Source organism: Exercitatus varius, from assembly GCF_029577735.1.
GTDB lineage: Bacteria > Pseudomonadota > Gammaproteobacteria > Enterobacterales > Pasteurellaceae > Exercitatus > Exercitatus varius.
The window spans coordinates 1-16796 of sequence record NZ_JARQTO010000012.1; the positions used below are offsets into that span (position 1 = coordinate 1).

18 protein-coding genes, 3 tRNA genes and 1 pseudogene are annotated in these 16796 nt (G+C 47.2%); 8 read left to right on the top strand and 14 right to left on the bottom strand.

What is annotated here, in order from left to right; genetic code table 11:
* Positions 1 to 209: 209 nt before the first annotated feature.
* From P7M01_RS08440 to P7M01_RS08465, 6 genes are all read right to left on the bottom strand, one after another.
* Positions 210 to 286 (bottom strand) — tRNA-Arg (locus P7M01_RS08440).
* A 61-nt stretch (positions 287 to 347) separates the two neighbouring features.
* Positions 348 to 424, bottom strand: a tRNA-Arg gene (locus tag P7M01_RS08445).
* Between the two features lie 42 nt (positions 425 to 466).
* Positions 467 to 560: transfer RNA gene (locus P7M01_RS08450), tRNA-Ser, on the bottom strand.
* Positions 561 to 646: 86 nt separating this feature from the next.
* Entirely contained in the window at positions 647 to 2674 is a 2028-nt protein-coding gene (gene rep / locus P7M01_RS08455; protein ID WP_317483280.1) for a DNA helicase Rep, read from the bottom strand.
* The gene (locus tag P7M01_RS08460; protein ID WP_317475967.1) at positions 2671 to 2889 is read right to left on the bottom strand and encodes a YceK/YidQ family lipoprotein; all 219 of its coding nucleotides are present in this window, start codon (positions 2887 to 2889) and stop codon (positions 2671 to 2673) included. Before P7M01_RS08460 ends, rep begins: the two co-directional genes overlap by 4 nt.
* Position 2890: 1 nt before the next feature.
* Positions 2891 to 3103: a SlyX family protein gene (locus P7M01_RS08465; protein ID WP_202936096.1), complete on the bottom strand. Its 213-nt coding sequence runs from the start codon at positions 3101 to 3103 to the stop codon at positions 2891 to 2893.
* 94 nt (positions 3104 to 3197) lie between these two features.
* Between P7M01_RS08465 and fkpA the strand changes: the two genes are divergently transcribed.
* A complete protein-coding gene (gene fkpA / locus P7M01_RS08470) occupies positions 3198 to 3986 on the top strand; it encodes an FKBP-type peptidyl-prolyl cis-trans isomerase (protein ID WP_317475968.1) in 789 nt (262 codons plus the stop codon).
* A 53-nt stretch (positions 3987 to 4039) separates the two neighbouring features.
* Here fkpA and P7M01_RS08475 read toward each other — a convergent pair whose 3' ends face one another.
* Entirely contained in the window at positions 4040 to 4474 is a 435-nt protein-coding gene (locus P7M01_RS08475) for a GNAT family N-acetyltransferase (RefSeq protein ID WP_202936098.1), read from the bottom strand.
* A gap of 180 nt (positions 4475 to 4654) precedes the next feature.
* Between P7M01_RS08475 and tpiA the strand changes: the two genes are divergently transcribed.
* The 3 genes from tpiA (at position 4655) to coaD (ending at position 7274) form a co-directional block, all read left to right on the top strand.
* Positions 4655 to 5425 carry a triose-phosphate isomerase gene (tpiA, locus tag P7M01_RS08480; protein ID WP_317475969.1) on the top strand — a complete coding sequence of 257 codons (771 nt, stop codon included), beginning with the start codon at positions 4655 to 4657 and terminating at the stop codon, positions 5423 to 5425.
* Positions 5426 to 5515: 90 nt separating this feature from the next.
* A complete protein-coding gene (gene waaA, locus P7M01_RS08485) occupies positions 5516 to 6787 on the top strand; it encodes a lipid IV(A) 3-deoxy-D-manno-octulosonic acid transferase (RefSeq protein WP_317483303.1) in 1272 nt (423 codons plus the stop codon).
* A gap of 1 nt (position 6788) precedes the next feature.
* Entirely contained in the window at positions 6789 to 7274 is a 486-nt protein-coding gene (gene coaD / locus P7M01_RS08490; RefSeq protein WP_202936100.1) for a pantetheine-phosphate adenylyltransferase, read from the top strand.
* An 82-nt stretch (positions 7275 to 7356) separates the two neighbouring features.
* Here coaD and P7M01_RS08495 read toward each other — a convergent pair whose 3' ends face one another.
* From P7M01_RS08495 to rsuA, 3 genes are read right to left on the bottom strand one after another with little or no spacing between them, the layout of a single operon-like run.
* A complete protein-coding gene (locus tag P7M01_RS08495) occupies positions 7357 to 7587 on the bottom strand; it encodes a zinc ribbon domain-containing protein (RefSeq protein WP_317483281.1) in 231 nt (76 codons plus the stop codon).
* Positions 7588 to 7602: 15 nt separating this feature from the next.
* Entirely contained in the window at positions 7603 to 8796 is a 1194-nt protein-coding gene (locus tag P7M01_RS08500; RefSeq protein ID WP_202936102.1) for a Bcr/CflA family multidrug efflux MFS transporter, read from the bottom strand.
* Positions 8793 to 9488 carry a 16S rRNA pseudouridine(516) synthase RsuA gene (rsuA, locus tag P7M01_RS08505; protein ID WP_317482218.1) on the bottom strand — a complete coding sequence of 232 codons (696 nt, stop codon included), beginning with the start codon at positions 9486 to 9488 and terminating at the stop codon, positions 8793 to 8795. The genes P7M01_RS08500 and rsuA overlap by 4 nt, the downstream gene beginning before the upstream one ends.
* 140 nt (positions 9489 to 9628) lie before the next feature.
* Between rsuA and P7M01_RS08510 the strand changes: the two are divergent.
* Positions 9629 to 10897: pseudogene (locus tag P7M01_RS08510) on the top strand (malic enzyme-like NAD(P)-binding protein); the annotation flags it as partial.
* A gap of 155 nt (positions 10898 to 11052) precedes the next feature.
* On the top strand, positions 11053 to 11694 hold the full coding sequence (gene sodA / locus P7M01_RS08515; protein WP_317475973.1) for a superoxide dismutase [Mn]: 642 nt from the start codon (positions 11053 to 11055) through the stop codon (positions 11692 to 11694).
* A gap of 118 nt (positions 11695 to 11812) precedes the next feature.
* Here the strand turns inward: sodA and hemB are convergent, their stop codons facing one another.
* The 4 genes from hemB to tatA all read right to left on the bottom strand — a co-directional run bounded on the left by hemB (position 11813) and on the right by tatA (position 14454).
* A complete protein-coding gene (hemB, locus tag P7M01_RS08520; RefSeq protein ID WP_317475974.1) occupies positions 11813 to 12835 on the bottom strand; it encodes a porphobilinogen synthase in 1023 nt (340 codons plus the stop codon).
* Positions 12836 to 12901: 66 nt separating this feature from the next.
* Positions 12902 to 13657, bottom strand: a complete 756-nt coding sequence (gene tatC / locus P7M01_RS08525) for a twin-arginine translocase subunit TatC (RefSeq protein WP_317476963.1) — start codon at positions 13655 to 13657, stop codon at positions 12902 to 12904.
* Positions 13654 to 14223, bottom strand: coding sequence for a Sec-independent protein translocase protein TatB (gene tatB / locus P7M01_RS08530; protein ID WP_317475976.1), 570 nt, complete (start codon positions 14221 to 14223; stop codon positions 13654 to 13656). The genes tatC and tatB overlap by 4 nt, the downstream gene beginning before the upstream one ends.
* A 3-nt stretch (positions 14224 to 14226) precedes the next feature.
* Positions 14227 to 14454 carry a Sec-independent protein translocase subunit TatA gene (gene tatA, locus P7M01_RS08535; RefSeq protein ID WP_317475977.1) on the bottom strand — a complete coding sequence of 76 codons (228 nt, stop codon included), beginning with the start codon at positions 14452 to 14454 and terminating at the stop codon, positions 14227 to 14229.
* A gap of 192 nt (positions 14455 to 14646) precedes the next feature.
* Between tatA and P7M01_RS08540 the strand changes: the two genes are divergently transcribed.
* Positions 14647 to 14937: a co-chaperone GroES gene (locus tag P7M01_RS08540; protein WP_012072416.1), complete on the top strand. Its 291-nt coding sequence runs from the start codon at positions 14647 to 14649 to the stop codon at positions 14935 to 14937.
* Positions 14938 to 15023: 86 nt separating this feature from the next.
* A complete protein-coding gene (gene groL / locus P7M01_RS08545; protein ID WP_317483282.1) occupies positions 15024 to 16667 on the top strand; it encodes a chaperonin GroEL in 1644 nt (547 codons plus the stop codon).
* Positions 16668 to 16796: the final 129 nt, after the last annotated feature.

Genomic DNA, 16796 nt, shown 5'->3' on the forward strand with positions numbered 1-16796 from the left:
TTTGAACGTTGGCTTTGCCAACGGTGGCGAAGCCATAAGTAATCGCACCGGCGATTACGCATAAAAAACGTGATATTTTTTCAACCCTGAAAATGACCTACAAACAACACGTTCAATTATAAGGCATAATTTTGCTATGCAGGCTAAAAATTTGCAAACAAGCGGAATAAAAATGAATTGAGAAAGGAAGTTCAGATGAAAAATTAAGATGGCGCACCCGAAAGGATTCGAACCTTTGACCGCTCGGTTCGTAGCCGAGTACTCTATCCAGCTGAGCTACGGGTGCGTATGGATTTTAATTCGTTATTTTAAATTCTCGACCATTTAACTTATAGAGTAAAGCTAAATGGCGCACCCGAGAGGATTCGAACCTCTGACCGCTCGGTTCGTAGCCGAGTACTCTATCCAGCTGAGCTACGGGTGCAGAATCAAATTAATCAAATTAAATCGTAACAGACAAACAAAATGGCGGTGAAAGAGGGATTCGAACCCTCGATGGAGTTTTTGACCCCATACTCCCTTAGCAGGGGAGCGCCTTCAGCCAGCTCGGCCATCTCACCGCAATCGGTTTGTGGGCCGTATGATACGGATTTCTGAGATGAAGTCAAACGCTTTTTACAAAAAAATACCCGTTTGACTAAATCCTCTACAATTTCGCTTTGGATTGCGCCAGGATAGCGCGCAGATTGGCAATATTGGCGGATGCCTTTTGCTGCTTTTGCTGTTCCGTCATCGGCGGTTTATCCCTTTCCCACAATACGTCGTCCTGCGGCAACTCCAGCAAGAAACGGCTAGGTTCGGGTTTAATCAGTTCGCCGTATTGACGACGTTCTTTGCATAAAGTAAAACGCAACGTCCGTTGCGCGCGGGTAATGCCTACATATGCCAAACGACGTTCTTCCTCGATATTATCTTCATCAATGCTGGTTTGGTGCGGCAGCAATCCTTCCTCCATGCCGACTAAAAACACGTGGGGAAATTCCAAACCTTTAGACGCATGCAAAGTCATCAACTGGACCTGATCGCTTTCGTCTTCATCTTCAGCGCGTTCCAGCATATCGCGTAAGGTCAGACGCGTTACCACCTGATCCAGCGTCATCGGCTCATTATTATCGTCGCCTTGCAGCATGCCGCTCACCCATTCGAACAGCGTGGCGACGTTTTTACTTTGCATTTCCGCCGCTTTCGGGCTAACGGCATTTTCATACAAATATTCTTCGTAATGAATTTGCGTCAGCATGCGTTTTACCGCCCGTTCGGGTTCGGAACGCAGTAATTCGTCATTCAATTCCACCATCCAGCGGGCAAAATTCTGCAACGCATTATAAGCCTTCGGCGTCACACGATGAATTAAATCAAAGTCAAAAACGGCTTCAAACAGGCTGATATGCTTCTCATGCGCCAACATACCCAGTTTTTCCAGTGTCGCCGTGCCGATTTCCCGTTTCGGCGTATTGATAATGCGAAGCAGCGCCGCATCGTCGTCCTGATTCACCAATACGCGCAAATACGCCATCATATCTTTAATTTCCGTACGGCTGAAAAAAGACGTTCCGCCGGAAATTCTATAAGGAATGCGGTTTTGTATCAGTACTTTTTCCAGCAAACGGGATTGATGGTTACCGCGATACAAAACGGCATAATCCTTATATTTGGTTTTATGAGAAAAACGGTGGGCAATCAGTTCCGCCGCCACGCGTTCCGCTTCGTGCTCTTCATTGTTCGCTTCAATAACCTGCAGCGGCTCGCCTTCACCCAGATTCGAGAACAATTTCTTCTCGAACACATGAACGTTATTATCAATCAGAATGTTGGCGCAATGCAAAATCCGTTGCGTAGAGCGATAATTCTGTTCTAATTTGATCACCTTCAAATCGGGGAAATCATCGCGCAGACGCACCATATTCTGCGGTCGCGCTCCGCGCCAGGAATAAATGGACTGATCGTCATCCCCTACCACGGTAAAATGTGCCCGCTTACCCACCAGCAGTTTGATCAATTCGTACTGGCTGGTGTTTGTGTCCTGATATTCGTCCACCAGCAAATATTTAATTTTCGTTTGCCATTTCGACCGCACTTCTTCGTTTTGTTTAAACAATAACGTAGGCAACATGATTAAATCGTCAAAATCCAAAGCGTTATAAGCGCGAATCTGATTGGCATAACGGGCATAACAACGGGCAAAAACCTGCTGTTTTTGATCTTTCGCCAACGCCTGCGCCTGTTCCGGCAGAATCAAATCGTTTTTCCAATTGGAAATTTGCATCGTCAGTTCGCGCAGCAAATCTTTGTCTTCCTGCAAATAATCGGCGGTCAGCTCTTTTAACAACGCCGTTTGATCCTGTTCGTCAAGTAGCGTCATATTGGCTTTAAAGCCCAAATGTTTATACTCGCGTTTAATGATATCGAAACCTAAGGTGTGAAACGTAGAAACGATCAAACCTTTGGTTTGCGCTTTACCGATGGAATGTGCGACCCGTTCTTTCATTTCCCGCGCCGCTTTATTGGTGAACGTCACGGCGGCGATTTGGCGCGGCAAATAACCGCACTTGCCGATAAGATAAGAGATTTTATTAATAATCACGCGGGTTTTGCCGGAACCCGCGCCCGCCAGCACTAAACAAGGTCCGGAAGTGAATTCAACGGCGGTTTGTTGTTGAGGATTTAATTTCATTCTTGTTGCGACCAAACGTAAGGTAACAAAGCGGTATCCAGTAAAAACGACAAAGGCAAATCCAAAATCGGCAAGCCCCATTTCTGCGCCTGCCGCCAATCGTACCGCGTGCCGTCATAAGCTTCGTATTTATCGGCAGGATTCATCAACTGTACGATTGTGCCACACCCGTTCAGCATGAAAAGTGCGGTAAAAAAAAGCAACGTTTTTTTCATATCAATAATGAGGCGGCGGGGTTTCTTCCGCCTGACTGGCAATATTCGAAGGCTGCATATCGTTCAGCTTCGTCGCCACATGGCGCAATTGCACCTGCATGCGATCAATCACAAATTGTTGTTGAACTAATGCGTGGTTTAGTTCCTCTAATAAATTGTCTTGAAATGTAATTTTCATTTCCAGTTCGGCGATTCGTTCTTCAAGATTTTGCATAATATTTTAAATAAAAGGTTGTGCATTGAGGGATAAAGCTTTACTCTAATTCAGTATTCTACCCTAATACAGAGGAAAACACAGAGGAAAAACAATGGCAAAAATTCAAAAACTCTCAGCGGTTGCATTATTAGTCGGCGCCGTTTTTATGACGACGGCCTGTAACGAAAAAGACAAAACTGCCGCGCCTGCTGCGGAAACCCAAGCCGCATCGACGGCAAATGCGGATTTGGTAAAAGATCCTTCTTACGCCGTGGGCGTGTTACTGGGTTCGGATCTGAAAGGTCTGGTAGATTCCCAAAAAGAAGTGATGAATTACGATCAGGATAAACTCGTTTCAGGCGTGAAAGATGCTCTTGCGGGGAAAGTGGATTTAACTAAAAACCAGGAATTGCAAAAAACTCTCACCGATTTAAACGAAAAACTCAGCAAAGCAACGGAAGCAAAAGCCAAAGAAGATGCGGCGAAAGCGGCCGAAGCCGCCAAACAGGCGCAAGCTGACGGCGAAAAATTCGCGGCCGAATTCAAAAAACAGGAAGGCGTGAAAGAAACCCCATCCGGTCTTTTATACCGCATTCAAACGCCGGGTGAAGGCGAAACTATCAAACCGGAAGACAGCGTAAAAGTTCACTATACCGGTAAATTACCGAACGGCACCGTATTCGACAGTTCGGTAGAACGCGGCCAACCGGCCGAATTTGCGTTAAACCAAGTTATTCCGGGTTGGACTGAAGGTCTTCAGTTAGTGAAAAAAGGCGGCAAAATCGAATTGGTCATTCCGCCGAAACTGGCTTATGGCGATCAGGATTTAGGCACCATCCCGGCAAATTCAACCTTACATTTTGATGTTGAAGTGCTTGACGTCACGCCGGCTAAAAAATAAAAAAACATAACAAAAAATGACCGCACTTTTACGGCGGTCATTTTATTTTGCACTTATAAAACCAATTCAAACACCGATTTCCGGGGATTCAATTTAAATCCTTCCATTTCCAGAATATTACGCTGTTGCTGATCCTGTTCCACCGTCAGAATATTCGACTGGGTAAAACTGACAAACTCTTTTGCCTTTTCAATCAATGCCTTATAAATATCGTTTTTATGTTTGCCGTCTTTCACGAAAATATCCGTCAACTGCCAGTAACGCTGTAATTGCAGCGAAGACAAACGCGGATAAAGCTGAATAAACCCAACGGCTTTTTCATGTTCGTTAACGGCGATAAAAAAAATGCTTTCACTGAAACGGATACGATTATTCAGAAAAGTTAAGGTACGATCGGGATTTTCCGACATGCCGTGAGCTAACCGGTATTCTTCAAATAACGGCAGAAGCAGCGCCAGATTCCATTGTTCGGCTTTGAAAATACGCATAACGGGTTCACTTAGTACAAAAATTGATTAAAAAAATATCAAAAATATGCGCCGAATTCTACCCGCTAAAGCAAAAATAATCACCAATTAGATCAAAAAATTGTAAAAAAAGCCGAAATGCCTAATAAAAATTTGGTATATTAAACGCGTTTATTTTTATTAACACGGAGATTAAAAAATATGGCATCTCGTAAACCATTAGTTATGGGTAACTGGAAATTAAACGGCAGCAAAGCGTTTACCAAAGAATTAATTGAAGGCTTAAAAACCGAATTGGCCGGCGTGGAAGGCTGCGACGTAGCCATCGCACCGCCGGTGATGTATTTGGCGGAAGCGGAAGCCGCGCTTGTCGGCAGCAAAATCGCCTTAGGTTCGCAAAACGTGGACGTAAACGTAAAAGGCGCATTTACCGGCGACATTTCCACTGAAATGTTAAAAGATTTCGGCGCGAAATACATCATCATCGGCCACTCCGAACGCCGTACTTATCACAAAGAAAGCGACGAATTCATCGCAAAAAAATTCGGTGCGTTGAAAGAAGCGGGTTTAGTTCCGGTTTTATGTATCGGTGAAACCGAAGCGGAAAACGAAGCGGGTAAAACGGAAGAAGTGGTTTCCCGCCAGATCGACGCCGTCATCAACGCCTTGGGCGTGGAAGCGTTTAACGGCGCGGTGATCGCTTACGAACCGATTTGGGCAATCGGCACCGGCAAATCCGCGACACCAGCGCAGGCACAGGCGGTGCACGCATTCATTCGCGCTCATATTGCGGCGAAATCTCAAGCGGTGGCGGATCAAGTAATCATCCAATACGGCGGTTCCGTAAACGATTCGAACGCCGCCGAGTTATTCACTCAACCGGATATCGACGGCGCATTGGTGGGCGGCGCGTCATTAAAAGCGCCGGCATTTGCAGTAATCGTGAAAGCGGCGGCAGCGGCAAAAGCTTAATGCCGGCTTAAAATCCTCTCAAAGTGCGGTGAAATTTGACCGCACTTTTTTTATCTTTATACTATCGGTAAGTTTTCCCGATTTCAGATAATCATGCGCCATTTTTACACATTCTTAATGTATCTGCTGCAGCCTTTTGTGCTGTTATTTATGCTGATTCGCAGCCTGAAAGCGCCTCAATACCGCCGGCGTTTCGGCGAACGTTACGGTTTTTACCGCAACCTTACCGCGCCGCAAGCACAAGGCGTGCTGATACATGCGGCATCGGTGGGCGAAGTGATCGCCGCGACGCCGTTAATCCGTCGCATTCAAACGGATTATCCCGAACTCGCCGTCACCGTTACCACCATGACGCCGACGGGTTCCGAGCGCGTCAAAGCCGCATTCGGCAACAGCGTCACCCACGTTTATTTGCCTTACGACTTACCTGATACCGTTGCCCGCTTCATCCGCTTCATTCGACCAAAACTTTGCATCGTCATTGAAACCGAATTATGGCCGAATCTGATCCACGGACTGCACCTTCATCAAATTCCGTTCATTATCGCCAACGCACGGCTTTCCGCCCGTTCCGCCCGCCGTTATGTCAAATTTAAAGGCGCGCTGCGGGAAATGTTAAGCGAAATCGAACTCATCGCCCCGCAGGATGAATTCAGCGAAAAACGCTATCGGGAAATCGGCTATCGGGGCAGAATCAGCCTAACCGGTAATATTAAATATGATTTGCACATCGGCGATGAATTACTCAATAAAATCAAGGAATTGAAAGCCAAAATCGGCAAGCGTCCGGTTTGGATTGCCGCCAGCACCCATCAAGGCGAAGAAGAAATCATCTTAAAATCGTACCGCACTTTGTTGCAAAAATACCCGAATTTATTGCTCGTTCTGGTGCCGCGCCATCCCGAACAGTTTAACGCGGTGGCGGAAATGATCGAAAAAGCCGGCTTTACTTACGCCCGCCGTTCCACAAACGGAACGCCTAACGCCGATACCCGGATTTTTCTGGGCGATACCATGGGTGAGCTGATGTTGCTATATGGCACGGCCGATTTGGCGTTTGTGGGCGGCAGCCTGATAAAACGGGGCGGGCATAATCCGTTGGAGCCGCTGGCGTTTAAATGTCCGGTCATCAGCGGCAAATATACCTTTAATTTTCCTGAAGTTTTTGCCAAATTAAAGCAAGTAGGCGGCGTTATTGAAATCGAGGAAAACGATGCCGTACTTTCGCAAGCGGTAACCGATCTATTAGATAATAAAACACTGCGCGAACGGCTCGCTAATGCGGGTTACACCGTGTTAACGGAAAACCGTGGCGCGTTACAACGGTTATTGGATTTATTGAAACCCTATTTAGAGAAATAATATGAAAACTGTGATTTACCCCGGCACATTTGACCCAATCACCAACGGGCATTTGGATATTATCGAACGCACGGCGGTGCTGTTTCCGCAAGTGATTGTGGCGGTGGCGGCCAGCCCGACCAAAAAACCGTTATTCGACCTGCAAGATCGCGTACGGTTAGCGGAAGAAAGCGTGGCGCATTTGCCGAATGTGCGCGTTATCGGTTTTTCCGGTTTGCTGGCGGATGCGGTGAAAGAACACGACATCACCGCCATTATTCGCGGCATGCGCACCACGATGGATTTTGAATACGAATTGCAATTAGCCCACTTAAACCGCGTACTTTCGCAGGGCGTGGAAAGCTTGTTCCTGCCGTCCACCGAGCAATGGTCTTACGTTTCGTCCACCATTGTACGGGAAATTTATCTACACAACGGCAACGTGGATCAATTCGTCCCGCCGCCGGTATTAAACGCATTAAACCGGCGCAGAAAAGCCGATGCTTAACTCACCGCGAACAAAAAGTGCGGGCAAAAATTCTTTCGTTTTTTTGACCGCACTTTACGTGATTCCATTTCTCCCTTCGGTATTAATTCCGCCACCAGGCGGCAAGCCCGATGACTGCGGCAAAAATCAGCAGCCAAACCAACTGAACTCTGGCATTTTGCTTATTTAACTCCCGATTGTGCAAACGGCGCTGTTCCAGTTTTTGTTTGTAAATTTCAAGATCCGTTGCTTTGAAAGAAAAACCGCAATGAGGACAAATTTCCGCACTTTCGCTGATTTTTCGCCGACATTCGGGGCATTTTCGTAACGCCATATTCGATTCCTTCCGTTATTTTCCGCTCGCATGGCGATAAGTTAAAAAGTAATAGCAGCTTATGGCGAGAATCGTGCAGGTTCCCATAGTCAGCAGCATCGGTTTGGCGGTATCCATTTTCATCAACGCCACCAAAGAGCCCACCGTCGCGCCCAAACCGAATCGCGTACTGCCGGCAATGGAATTCGCCGTGCCCGCCATATGGGGAAATTTTTCCAGAATCGAGGCCATGGCATTAGACGAAATCAACGGATTCGGCCCCACAAACAGCGCCACGCCTAAGGCCATCGGCCAAAACCCTAAATCAAACCACGCCACGCTAATCAAAAACAAACCGGCGCAACATTGAACGACCAAACCTATGCGCAGCATCCGCTCCGCCCCGACTTTCTGCACAAAGCGTCCGTTCGCCATAGAGGAAATCGTCATCATGGCGATATTCAGCATAAAGAAATAACCGAATTGATCCACGGGAACGCCGTACAACCCGATATACACAATGGAACCGGCGGTAAGAAAAGCGAAAATGCCGCCGAAACCTAAGCCCGAGGAAAGCATATAACCCAGCACTTCTTTTTGCTGCCACAAGGTGACAAAATTACGCGCCACAATATTCAATCGCAAAGGAATGCGGTTTTCTCGGCGATGGGTTTCCGGAATAACCAGCAGCACCAATAACGCACTCAGCAAACCCATCATACAAATCACATAAAAAATCATGTGCCAATGGAAAAATTTCACGATATAGCCGCCGATAATCGGGGCAAGCAACGGCGCAATCATGAAAATTAACGTAATAATCGACATCATTTTCGATAATTCGTTTTTGTCGAATAAATCTCGTAATAAAGCGCCGACCAACACCACCGGCGCAGAACCGAAAAAGCCCTGAGTAAAGCGAAGTGCGGTGAAATTTTGAATAGAATTTACGCCGGTTAAAATGAACGCAACCACCGCCGCCACCAGCACGCCTAATAAAATAATCGGTTTGCGTCCGTAGCTGTCTCCTACCGGCCCCCAGAATAACTGCCCGGCCGCCATGCCGAAAGTGAAGAACGTTAGCGTGTGCTGAACCTGTTCCGCATTCACCTGAAGATCCCGCGCGATATTCAGAAACGACGGCAAATACATGTCGACGCCAAGCGGTGGCAACATGGACAAAATACCGAGCGTAATAATAAACACTAAGCTCACTTTTCGTTCGCTCATAACAATGCCTCGATTTCCTGTCGGGTTAAAGGGCGAAATTCGCCTTCTGCCAGGCGGTCGTCCAGCAGCACCGGTCCGACGCGCCAGCGATGCAACGCCGCCACTTTGTTGCCTAGCGCCGCAAACATGCGTTTCACCTGATGATAACGTCCTTCGCTAATCGTTAAATTCACGTTGTAATCGTCGATAATTTCCAGCTTCGCCGGCTTTGTCGGTTCCTTTTCACCGCGCAATAAAATGCCCTGTTCGCAAGCCGCCTGATAATTGCTTTCCACCGGATCCGCCAATGTTACCAGGTAAGTTTTCTCGCAATGATGTTTCGGCGAAGTCACGCGGTGCGACCACTGTCCGTCGTCCGTTAACAGCACTAAGCCGGTCGTGTCCGCATCCAACCGCCCGGCTGTATGCAGTTTACCCGCCAGCGGATAATCAAAAAACTGATAAACCGTCGGGTAATCGCCGTCATCATGAGAGCACACGTAACCCTGCGGTTTATTCAACATGAAATACTGGAAACCCTCCAGCCATTGCAGCGGCTCGCCGTCAAACAGAATTTCATCCTGCGCCGAAACTTTCCGCGCCCCGCTTTTTTCCGCTTCCCCGTTTACCGTTACGGCGCCTTGACGAAGCGCTCTAGCGGACTGAGAACGGGTTAGGCCCGTTTGTTCCGCAATAAATTTATCCAATCTCATGATGAGCCTTTATTTTATTAACTAATTTTAGATATTTTACGCTAAAGTGCGGTGAAATTTTGTAAAATTTTTGTAAAGTGATCTATAATTCGGACGCTCAATTAATATTAACCACTCCCCCACAATCCATAAGAGGACCAATCATGTCAGATTTACGTCAACAAGCACTCGATTTCCATGAATTTCCCGTTCCGGGCAAAATTTCCGTTACGCCGACAAAACCCTTGGAAAGCCAGGGCGATTTAGCTCTCGCTTACTCTCCCGGCGTTGCCGAGCCTTGCTTAGCCATCCAACAGGATCCGGAAAAATCTTATCGTTACACGGCGCGCGGCAATTTAGTGGGTGTAATTTCCAACGGTTCCGCCGTGTTGGGATTAGGCAACATCGGCGCATTAGCGGGTAAACCGGTCATGGAAGGCAAAGGCGTTTTATTCAAAAAATTTGCCGGCGTTGACGTATTTGATATCGAAATTGACGAAAGCAATCCGGAAAAATTTGTTGAAATCGTTGCGGCGTTAGAGCCGACCTTCGGCGGTATCAATCTTGAAGACATCAAAGCGCCCGAATGTTTCTATATCGAAAAAGCGTTACGCAAACGCATGGGTATTCCGGTGTTCCACGACGACCAACACGGAACCGCCATCATCAGTTCCGCCGCCGTATTAAACGGTTTACGTCTGCAAAATAAAAAAATCGAAGACGTCAAACTGGTCGCGTCCGGCGCCGGCGCCGCCTCCATCGCATGCCTGAATTTATTAATTTCATTAGGCGTAAAACGCGAAAATATCACCGTATGCGACTCAAAAGGGGTAATCTTTGAAGGTCGCGACAACAACATGGACGAAACCAAAAAAGCCTTCACTCAAAAAGACACGGGCGCCCGCACCTTAGCGGACGCTATTCCGAATGCGGATATATTCTTAGGTTGTTCCGCCGCCGGCACATTAACGCCGGAAATGGTGAAAGCCATGGCGCCTAATCCTTTGATTCTGGCATTGGCCAACCCTAACCCGGAAATCACACCGCCGGAAGCTCAGGCCGCACGCAAAGACGCCATCGTGTGTACCGGTCGCTCGGACTATCCGAACCAGGTAAACAACGTGCTTTGCTTCCCGTTCATTTTCCGCGGCGCATTAGATGTGGGCGCAACCGAAATTAACGAAGAAATGAAAATGGCCACCGTTCGCGCTATCGCCGATTTGGCGTTGGAACAACCGACGCCGGAAGTGCTGGCGGCTTACGGTAATAAAGCGATGTCTTTCGGTCCGGAATATATCATTCCGACGGCGTTCGATTCCCGTTTAATCACCCGCATTGCACCGGCGGTTGCCAAAGCGGCGATGGACAGCGGCGTGGCAACCCGTCCGATTACGGATTGGGACGATTACGCGGCGCAACTTAAAGCATATAATCGTCGCTTAAAATAAATTTGCAAATAAACGCAATGCTCCGTTTTCACGGAGCATTTTTTTGGCAAAAATCTACATTTTTAATGATCTAAATCAATTTTGCTGTTAAAATGACCTCAATTCTTATACACACACTGAAAAAATAAGGAAACTTTATGGCTTACACATTACCTGAATTAGGCTATGCCTACGACGCTTTAGAACCTCATTTTGATGCGTTAACCATGGAAATTCACCATACTAAACATCATCAAACTTACGTCAACAACGCCAACGCGGTATTGGAATCGTCACCGGAAGCCGCAGAATTAGCGGCACAAGGCTGCCCGGGTTCCGTATTAAAAAATTTAAACAAAATCCCGGCGGACAAATTTACTGCGGCGCGTAACAACATCGGCGGTCACGCCAACCATACTTTCTTCTGGAAAAACCTGAAAAAAGGCACAACGTTACAAGGCGCCTTAAAAGACGCGATTATCCGCGATTTCGGTTCTTTCGAAGCGTTCCAGTCCGAATTCGAAAAAGCGGCGGCCGGTCGTTTCGGTTCCGGTTGGGCATGGTTAGTCTTACAGGAAAACGGCAAATTAGCGGTGGTTTCAACCGCGAACCAGGATTCTCCGTTAATGGGCAAAGAAATTGCCGGTTGCGAAGGTTATCCGATTATCGGTTTGGACGTTTGGGAACACGCTTATTATTTGAAATTCCAAAACCGTCGTCCGGACTACATTAAAGAATTCTGGAACGTGGTGAACTGGGACTTCGCAAGCGAACGTTTCGAGAAAGCAATCGCAGGCTAATCTCAAACGGCGTAAAAAACTTAACAAATTTCGACCGCACTTTTGCGGTCGGATTTCAACATAAGCAAAAGGGAGTTTAAAACTCCCTTTCTTTTATCCGCATGCCGACAAAGCCGAATTATTTATTTTTGCCTTCTTCGTATAACCATTGGGCGACCTGTTTGGCGAAATAAGTCAAAATGCCGTCCGCACCGGCGCGTTTAAAGCAAAGCAATCCTTCCATAATGCATTCTTTTTCTTTTAACCAGCCGTTTTGAATGGCGGCGCAATGCATGGCATATTCGCCGGATACCTGATACGCAAAAGTCGGCACGCCGAACGCCTCTTTTACGCGATAAACCATGTCCAGATACGGCATGCCCGGTTTTACCATCACCATATCCGCGCCTTCTGCAATATCTAACGCCACTTCCTGCAGACCTTCGTTGCCGTTGGCGGGATCCACCTGATAAGTTTTTTTGTCACCGCCTTTCAGATTGGCGGAAGAACCGACCGCGTCGCGGAACGGACCGTAATAATTCGAGGCATATTTGGCGGCGTAGGCCATAATCAGCGTATTGATGTAACCTTTTTCTTCCAACATGGCACGGATTTTGCCGATACGTCCGTCCATCATATCGCTTGGTGCGACAATATCCGCGCCGGCTTCCGCGTGAGATAACGCTTGTTTCACCAAAACCTCGCTGGTGACTTCATTCAGCACATAACCGGTTTCGTCGATAATGCCGTCCTGCCCGTGCAGCGTGTAAGGATCCAGCGCCACATCCGTTAACACGCCGAGTTCAGGATAAGCGGCCTTCAACGCGCGCACCGCACGTTGTACCAAACCGTTCGGATTGTAAGCTTCTTCCGCCATCAGCGATTTTTTCTCCTGACCGACCACCGGAAATAACGCGATAACCGGCACGCCGTATTTCACCAATAAACCGGCTTCCGCCAACAATTGATCAATGGTCAGACGTTCCACATTCGGCATAGAAGGCACCGGCTCGCGCTGATTTTCCCCTTCCATAATAAACACCGGATAAATTAAATCATCCGCGGTTAATTTGTTTTCCGCCATTAAACGACGGCTAAAATCATTTTTACGCATACGGCGTAAACGACGGCTTGGATAGCCGGTAAAATATTGCTGAGCCATATCATCATTCCTTTTTTATAAACAAATAGTGGGCACATTTGCCCACTTCAACGAATAAAAATCTTGTTAATTTTCTCCCGCACTTTTGGGTTCATCCTCATCTTTCGGACGATAAAATCTTGCGCAAATCACACCGACTTCAAACAGCAAACACATCGGAACCGCCAATAAAGTTTGAGAAAACACATCCGGCGGCGTCAACAGCATGCCTATCACGAATGCGGAAACAATAATATACGGGCGTTTTGCTTTTAAATCTTCCGGTGTCGTCACGCCGCTCCAACACAGTAAAATAATAGCAACCGGCACCTCAAAACAAATGCCGAAGGCCAGGAATAACGTTAGCACAAAATCCAGATAGTTGCTGATATCCGTTGCCATCGCCACACCTTCCGGCGTCGTGCTGGTCAGAAAACTGAAGACTAAAGGAAACACCACGTAATACGCAAAAGCTACGCCGAGATAAAATAAAAGCGTGCTGGAAATCAACAACGGATAAACCAGACGTTTTTCATGCTGATACAGCGCGGGCGCCACAAACGCCCAAATCTGATAAAGCAAAAACGGGACGGACAGAAAAATCGCCGTGATGCCCGTCAGTTTAATCGGCGTGAAAAACGGCGCCGCCACATTGGTGGCGATCATGGTCGAACCCTTCGGCATGGCCTCCAGCAAGGGCGTGGCGATAAGATGATAAATATCATTGGAAAAATAAACCAGCGCACAAAAAACCGCTAAAATGCAAAGCACGCAACGCAATAAGCGATTACGCAATTCCATAAGATGGGAAATAAGCGGTTGAGTTTCTTCCACCTGACTCATACGTTTTTCTCTGAAGAAGATTGGGGTTGGACATCCTCGCCGGGATGATATTGATCAATGTATTTCGCTAACTGTTCGTCCAGCGAAGGGGAATCTAAGGTCGTCGCTTCGGCATTCTCCGCGATTTCCGTCGCGGTTTGCAAGGTTTCGCTTTCAAGTGCGGTCAAATTTTGCGACGTTTTTTCTAACGTTTCCGTATTCGATTTATTCCAATTGGCTTCGCGCACATCCTTAATCTGTTCTTCAAGGGTTTTGTTCACGTCCGACGCCTGTTTGTCCAAATCCGCTTTCATTTTTTCCGCCGAAGCTTTCAGTTCGTCCACGGTTTTTGCCAAATCCGGCGAAAGGGTTTTCAGATTAAGGTTTTCCGCTTTTTTAATACTTTCCTGCAATTCCTGCAATTTCAGTTCCTGCGAAAGCTCATTTTGCACATTGGCGGCCAGCCCGCGGATGGTCCGCACCCATTTCATCACCGTGCGAACGGCCACAGGCATACGTTGCGGCCCCAGCACCACCAGCCCCACAATAAAAACTAAAAGTAATTCAGAAAAACCGATATCAAACACGGATTATGCCTGTTCTTTCTCTTTTTCTTCTTTAGTTTGAGTTTGCGCCGTTTTTTCCGCTTTATCTAAAGATTTGAATTCGGCATCTTTCGGCTCGTCCGCCATCGCTTTTTTGAACCCTTTTACGGATTCGCCCAAATCCGAACCCAAGGTACGCAATTTTTTAGTTCCGAATAATAAGACGACGATTGCCACAATAATCAGCAGTTGCCAAATACTAATACCACCCATAACGATATCCTTCAATAATTTAGTGAAAAAAGAAGTCTGCGTGAATATACCCTTTTTGAAACTCTTGAACAATAGCTCACCCGGATTATTTTAAATTTTTAAAAAATTTTCCGCTCCCCCCTTGAAAGCCGTTTTTTTCCGCCTTATATAGAGAAAGCATGAAATCAATTCAATTTTCATAGGAGTATAAAAATGGCAATTCGTCCTTTACATGATCGTGTAATTATTAAACGTGAAGAAGTAGAAACCCTTTCCGCCGGCGGTATCGTATTAACCGGTTCCGCAGCAACAAAATCAACCCGCGCGAAAGTGCTGGCGGTGGGCAAAGGCCGCGTGCTTGAAAACGGTACAGTACAGCCTTTGGACGTGAAAGTCGGCGACACCGTTATTTTCAACGACGGTTACGGCGTGAAAGCGGAAAAAATTGACGGCGAAGAAGTGTTAATCATTTCTGAAAACGACATTTTGGCGATTGTCGAATAATAAAAGTGCGGTCGATTTTGACCGAGTTTTAAGAGTTTCGTAGAGCGTAAAACATAGGCTCATCATCAAATAAAAGGAATATAAAAATGGCAGCAAAAGACGTTAAATTCAGTAATGACGCGCGCGTAAAAATGTTAGCGGGTGTAAACGTATTGGCAGATGCGGTAAAAGTCACTTTAGGTCCTAAGGGTCGCAACGTAATTTTAGACAAATCTTTCGGCGCACCGACCATCACCAAAGACGGCGTTTCCGTTGCGCGTGAAATCGAATTGGAAGATAAATTCGAAAACATGGGCGCACAAATGGTGAAAGAAGTGGCCTCCAAAGCAAACGATGCGGCGGGCGACGGCACCACAACCGCAACCGTTCTTGCACAAGCTATCGTAAACGAAGGCTTAAAAGCAGTGGCGGCGGGCATGAACCCAATGGATTTAAAACGCGGTATCGACAAAGCGGTAGCGGCGGTTGTGGCTGAGTTAAAAGCGCTTTCCAAACCTTGCGAAACCTCTAAAGAAATCGAACAAGTGGGCACTATTTCCGCTAACTCCGACAGCATTGTGGGTCAATTAATCGCACAAGCTATGGAAAAAGTGGGCAAAGAAGGCGTTATCACCGTTGAAGACGGCACGGGTTTAGAAGACGAATTAGACGTAGTTGAAGGTATGCAATTCGACCGCGGTTATTTATCACCATATTTTATCAACAAGCCGGAAACCGCCACCGTTGAATTGGATAACCCTTACATTTTATTGGTAGACAAAAAAATCTCTAACATCCGCGAATTATTGCCGGTATTGGAAGCGGTAGCCAAAGCGGGTAAACCGTTATTAATCATCGCGGAAGACGTGGAAGGCGAAGCGCTGGCGACATTAGTGGTGAACACCATGCGCGGTATCGTAAAAGTAGCCGCCGTGAAAGCGCCGGGCTTCGGCGACCGTCGTAAAGCCATGTTGCAAGACATCGCGATTTTAACCGCCGGTACCGTGATTTCCGAAGAAATCGGTATGGAACTGGAAAAAGCGACGTTAGAAGATTTAGGTCAGGCCAAACGTGTGGTGATCAACAAAGATAACACCACCATTATCGACGGCGTGGGCGATGAAGCGCAAATCAAAGGTCGTGTGGCGCAAATTCGTCAACAAATCGAAGAATCCACTTCGGATTACGACAAAGAAAAACTGCAGGAACGCGTGGCGAAACTTGCCGGCGGCGTAGCGGTAATTAAAGTCGGTGCTGCAACGGAAGTGGAAATGAAAGAGAAAAAAGACCGCGTAGAAGATGCGTTACACGCCACTCGTGCGGCGGTTGAAGAAGGAATTGTCGCCGGCGGCGGCGTGGCCTTAATTCGTGCCGCCACCAAAGCGGCCGCCGAATTGAAAGGCGATAACGAAGAACAAAACGTCGGTATCAAATTGGCTTTACGTGCAATGGAAGCGCCGCTTCGTCAAATCGTGGCGAATGCCGGCGAGGAAGCGTCCGTGGTTGCCAGCGCAGTGAAAAACGGCGAAGGAAACTACGGTTACAATGCCGGTACCGAAGAATACGGCGATATGATCGCAATGGGTATTCTGGATCCGACGAAAGTTACCCGTTCCGCATTGCAATTCGCGGCGTCTATCGCAGGTTTAATGATCACCACCGAAGCGATGGTCACCGAATTGCCGAAAGACGATAAATTAGACGCCGCTGCGGCCATGGGCGGCATGGGAGGAATGGGCGGCATGATGTAATCGCCCGATTTCACTGACAAAAAAGCCGCCGAGCAAGTTTCGGCGGCTTTTTTATACCTTCAATTTTCATAAAATCAAAACAAAAGTGCGGTCGAAAAAATCAACGTTTTTTTGACCGCACTTTTATGG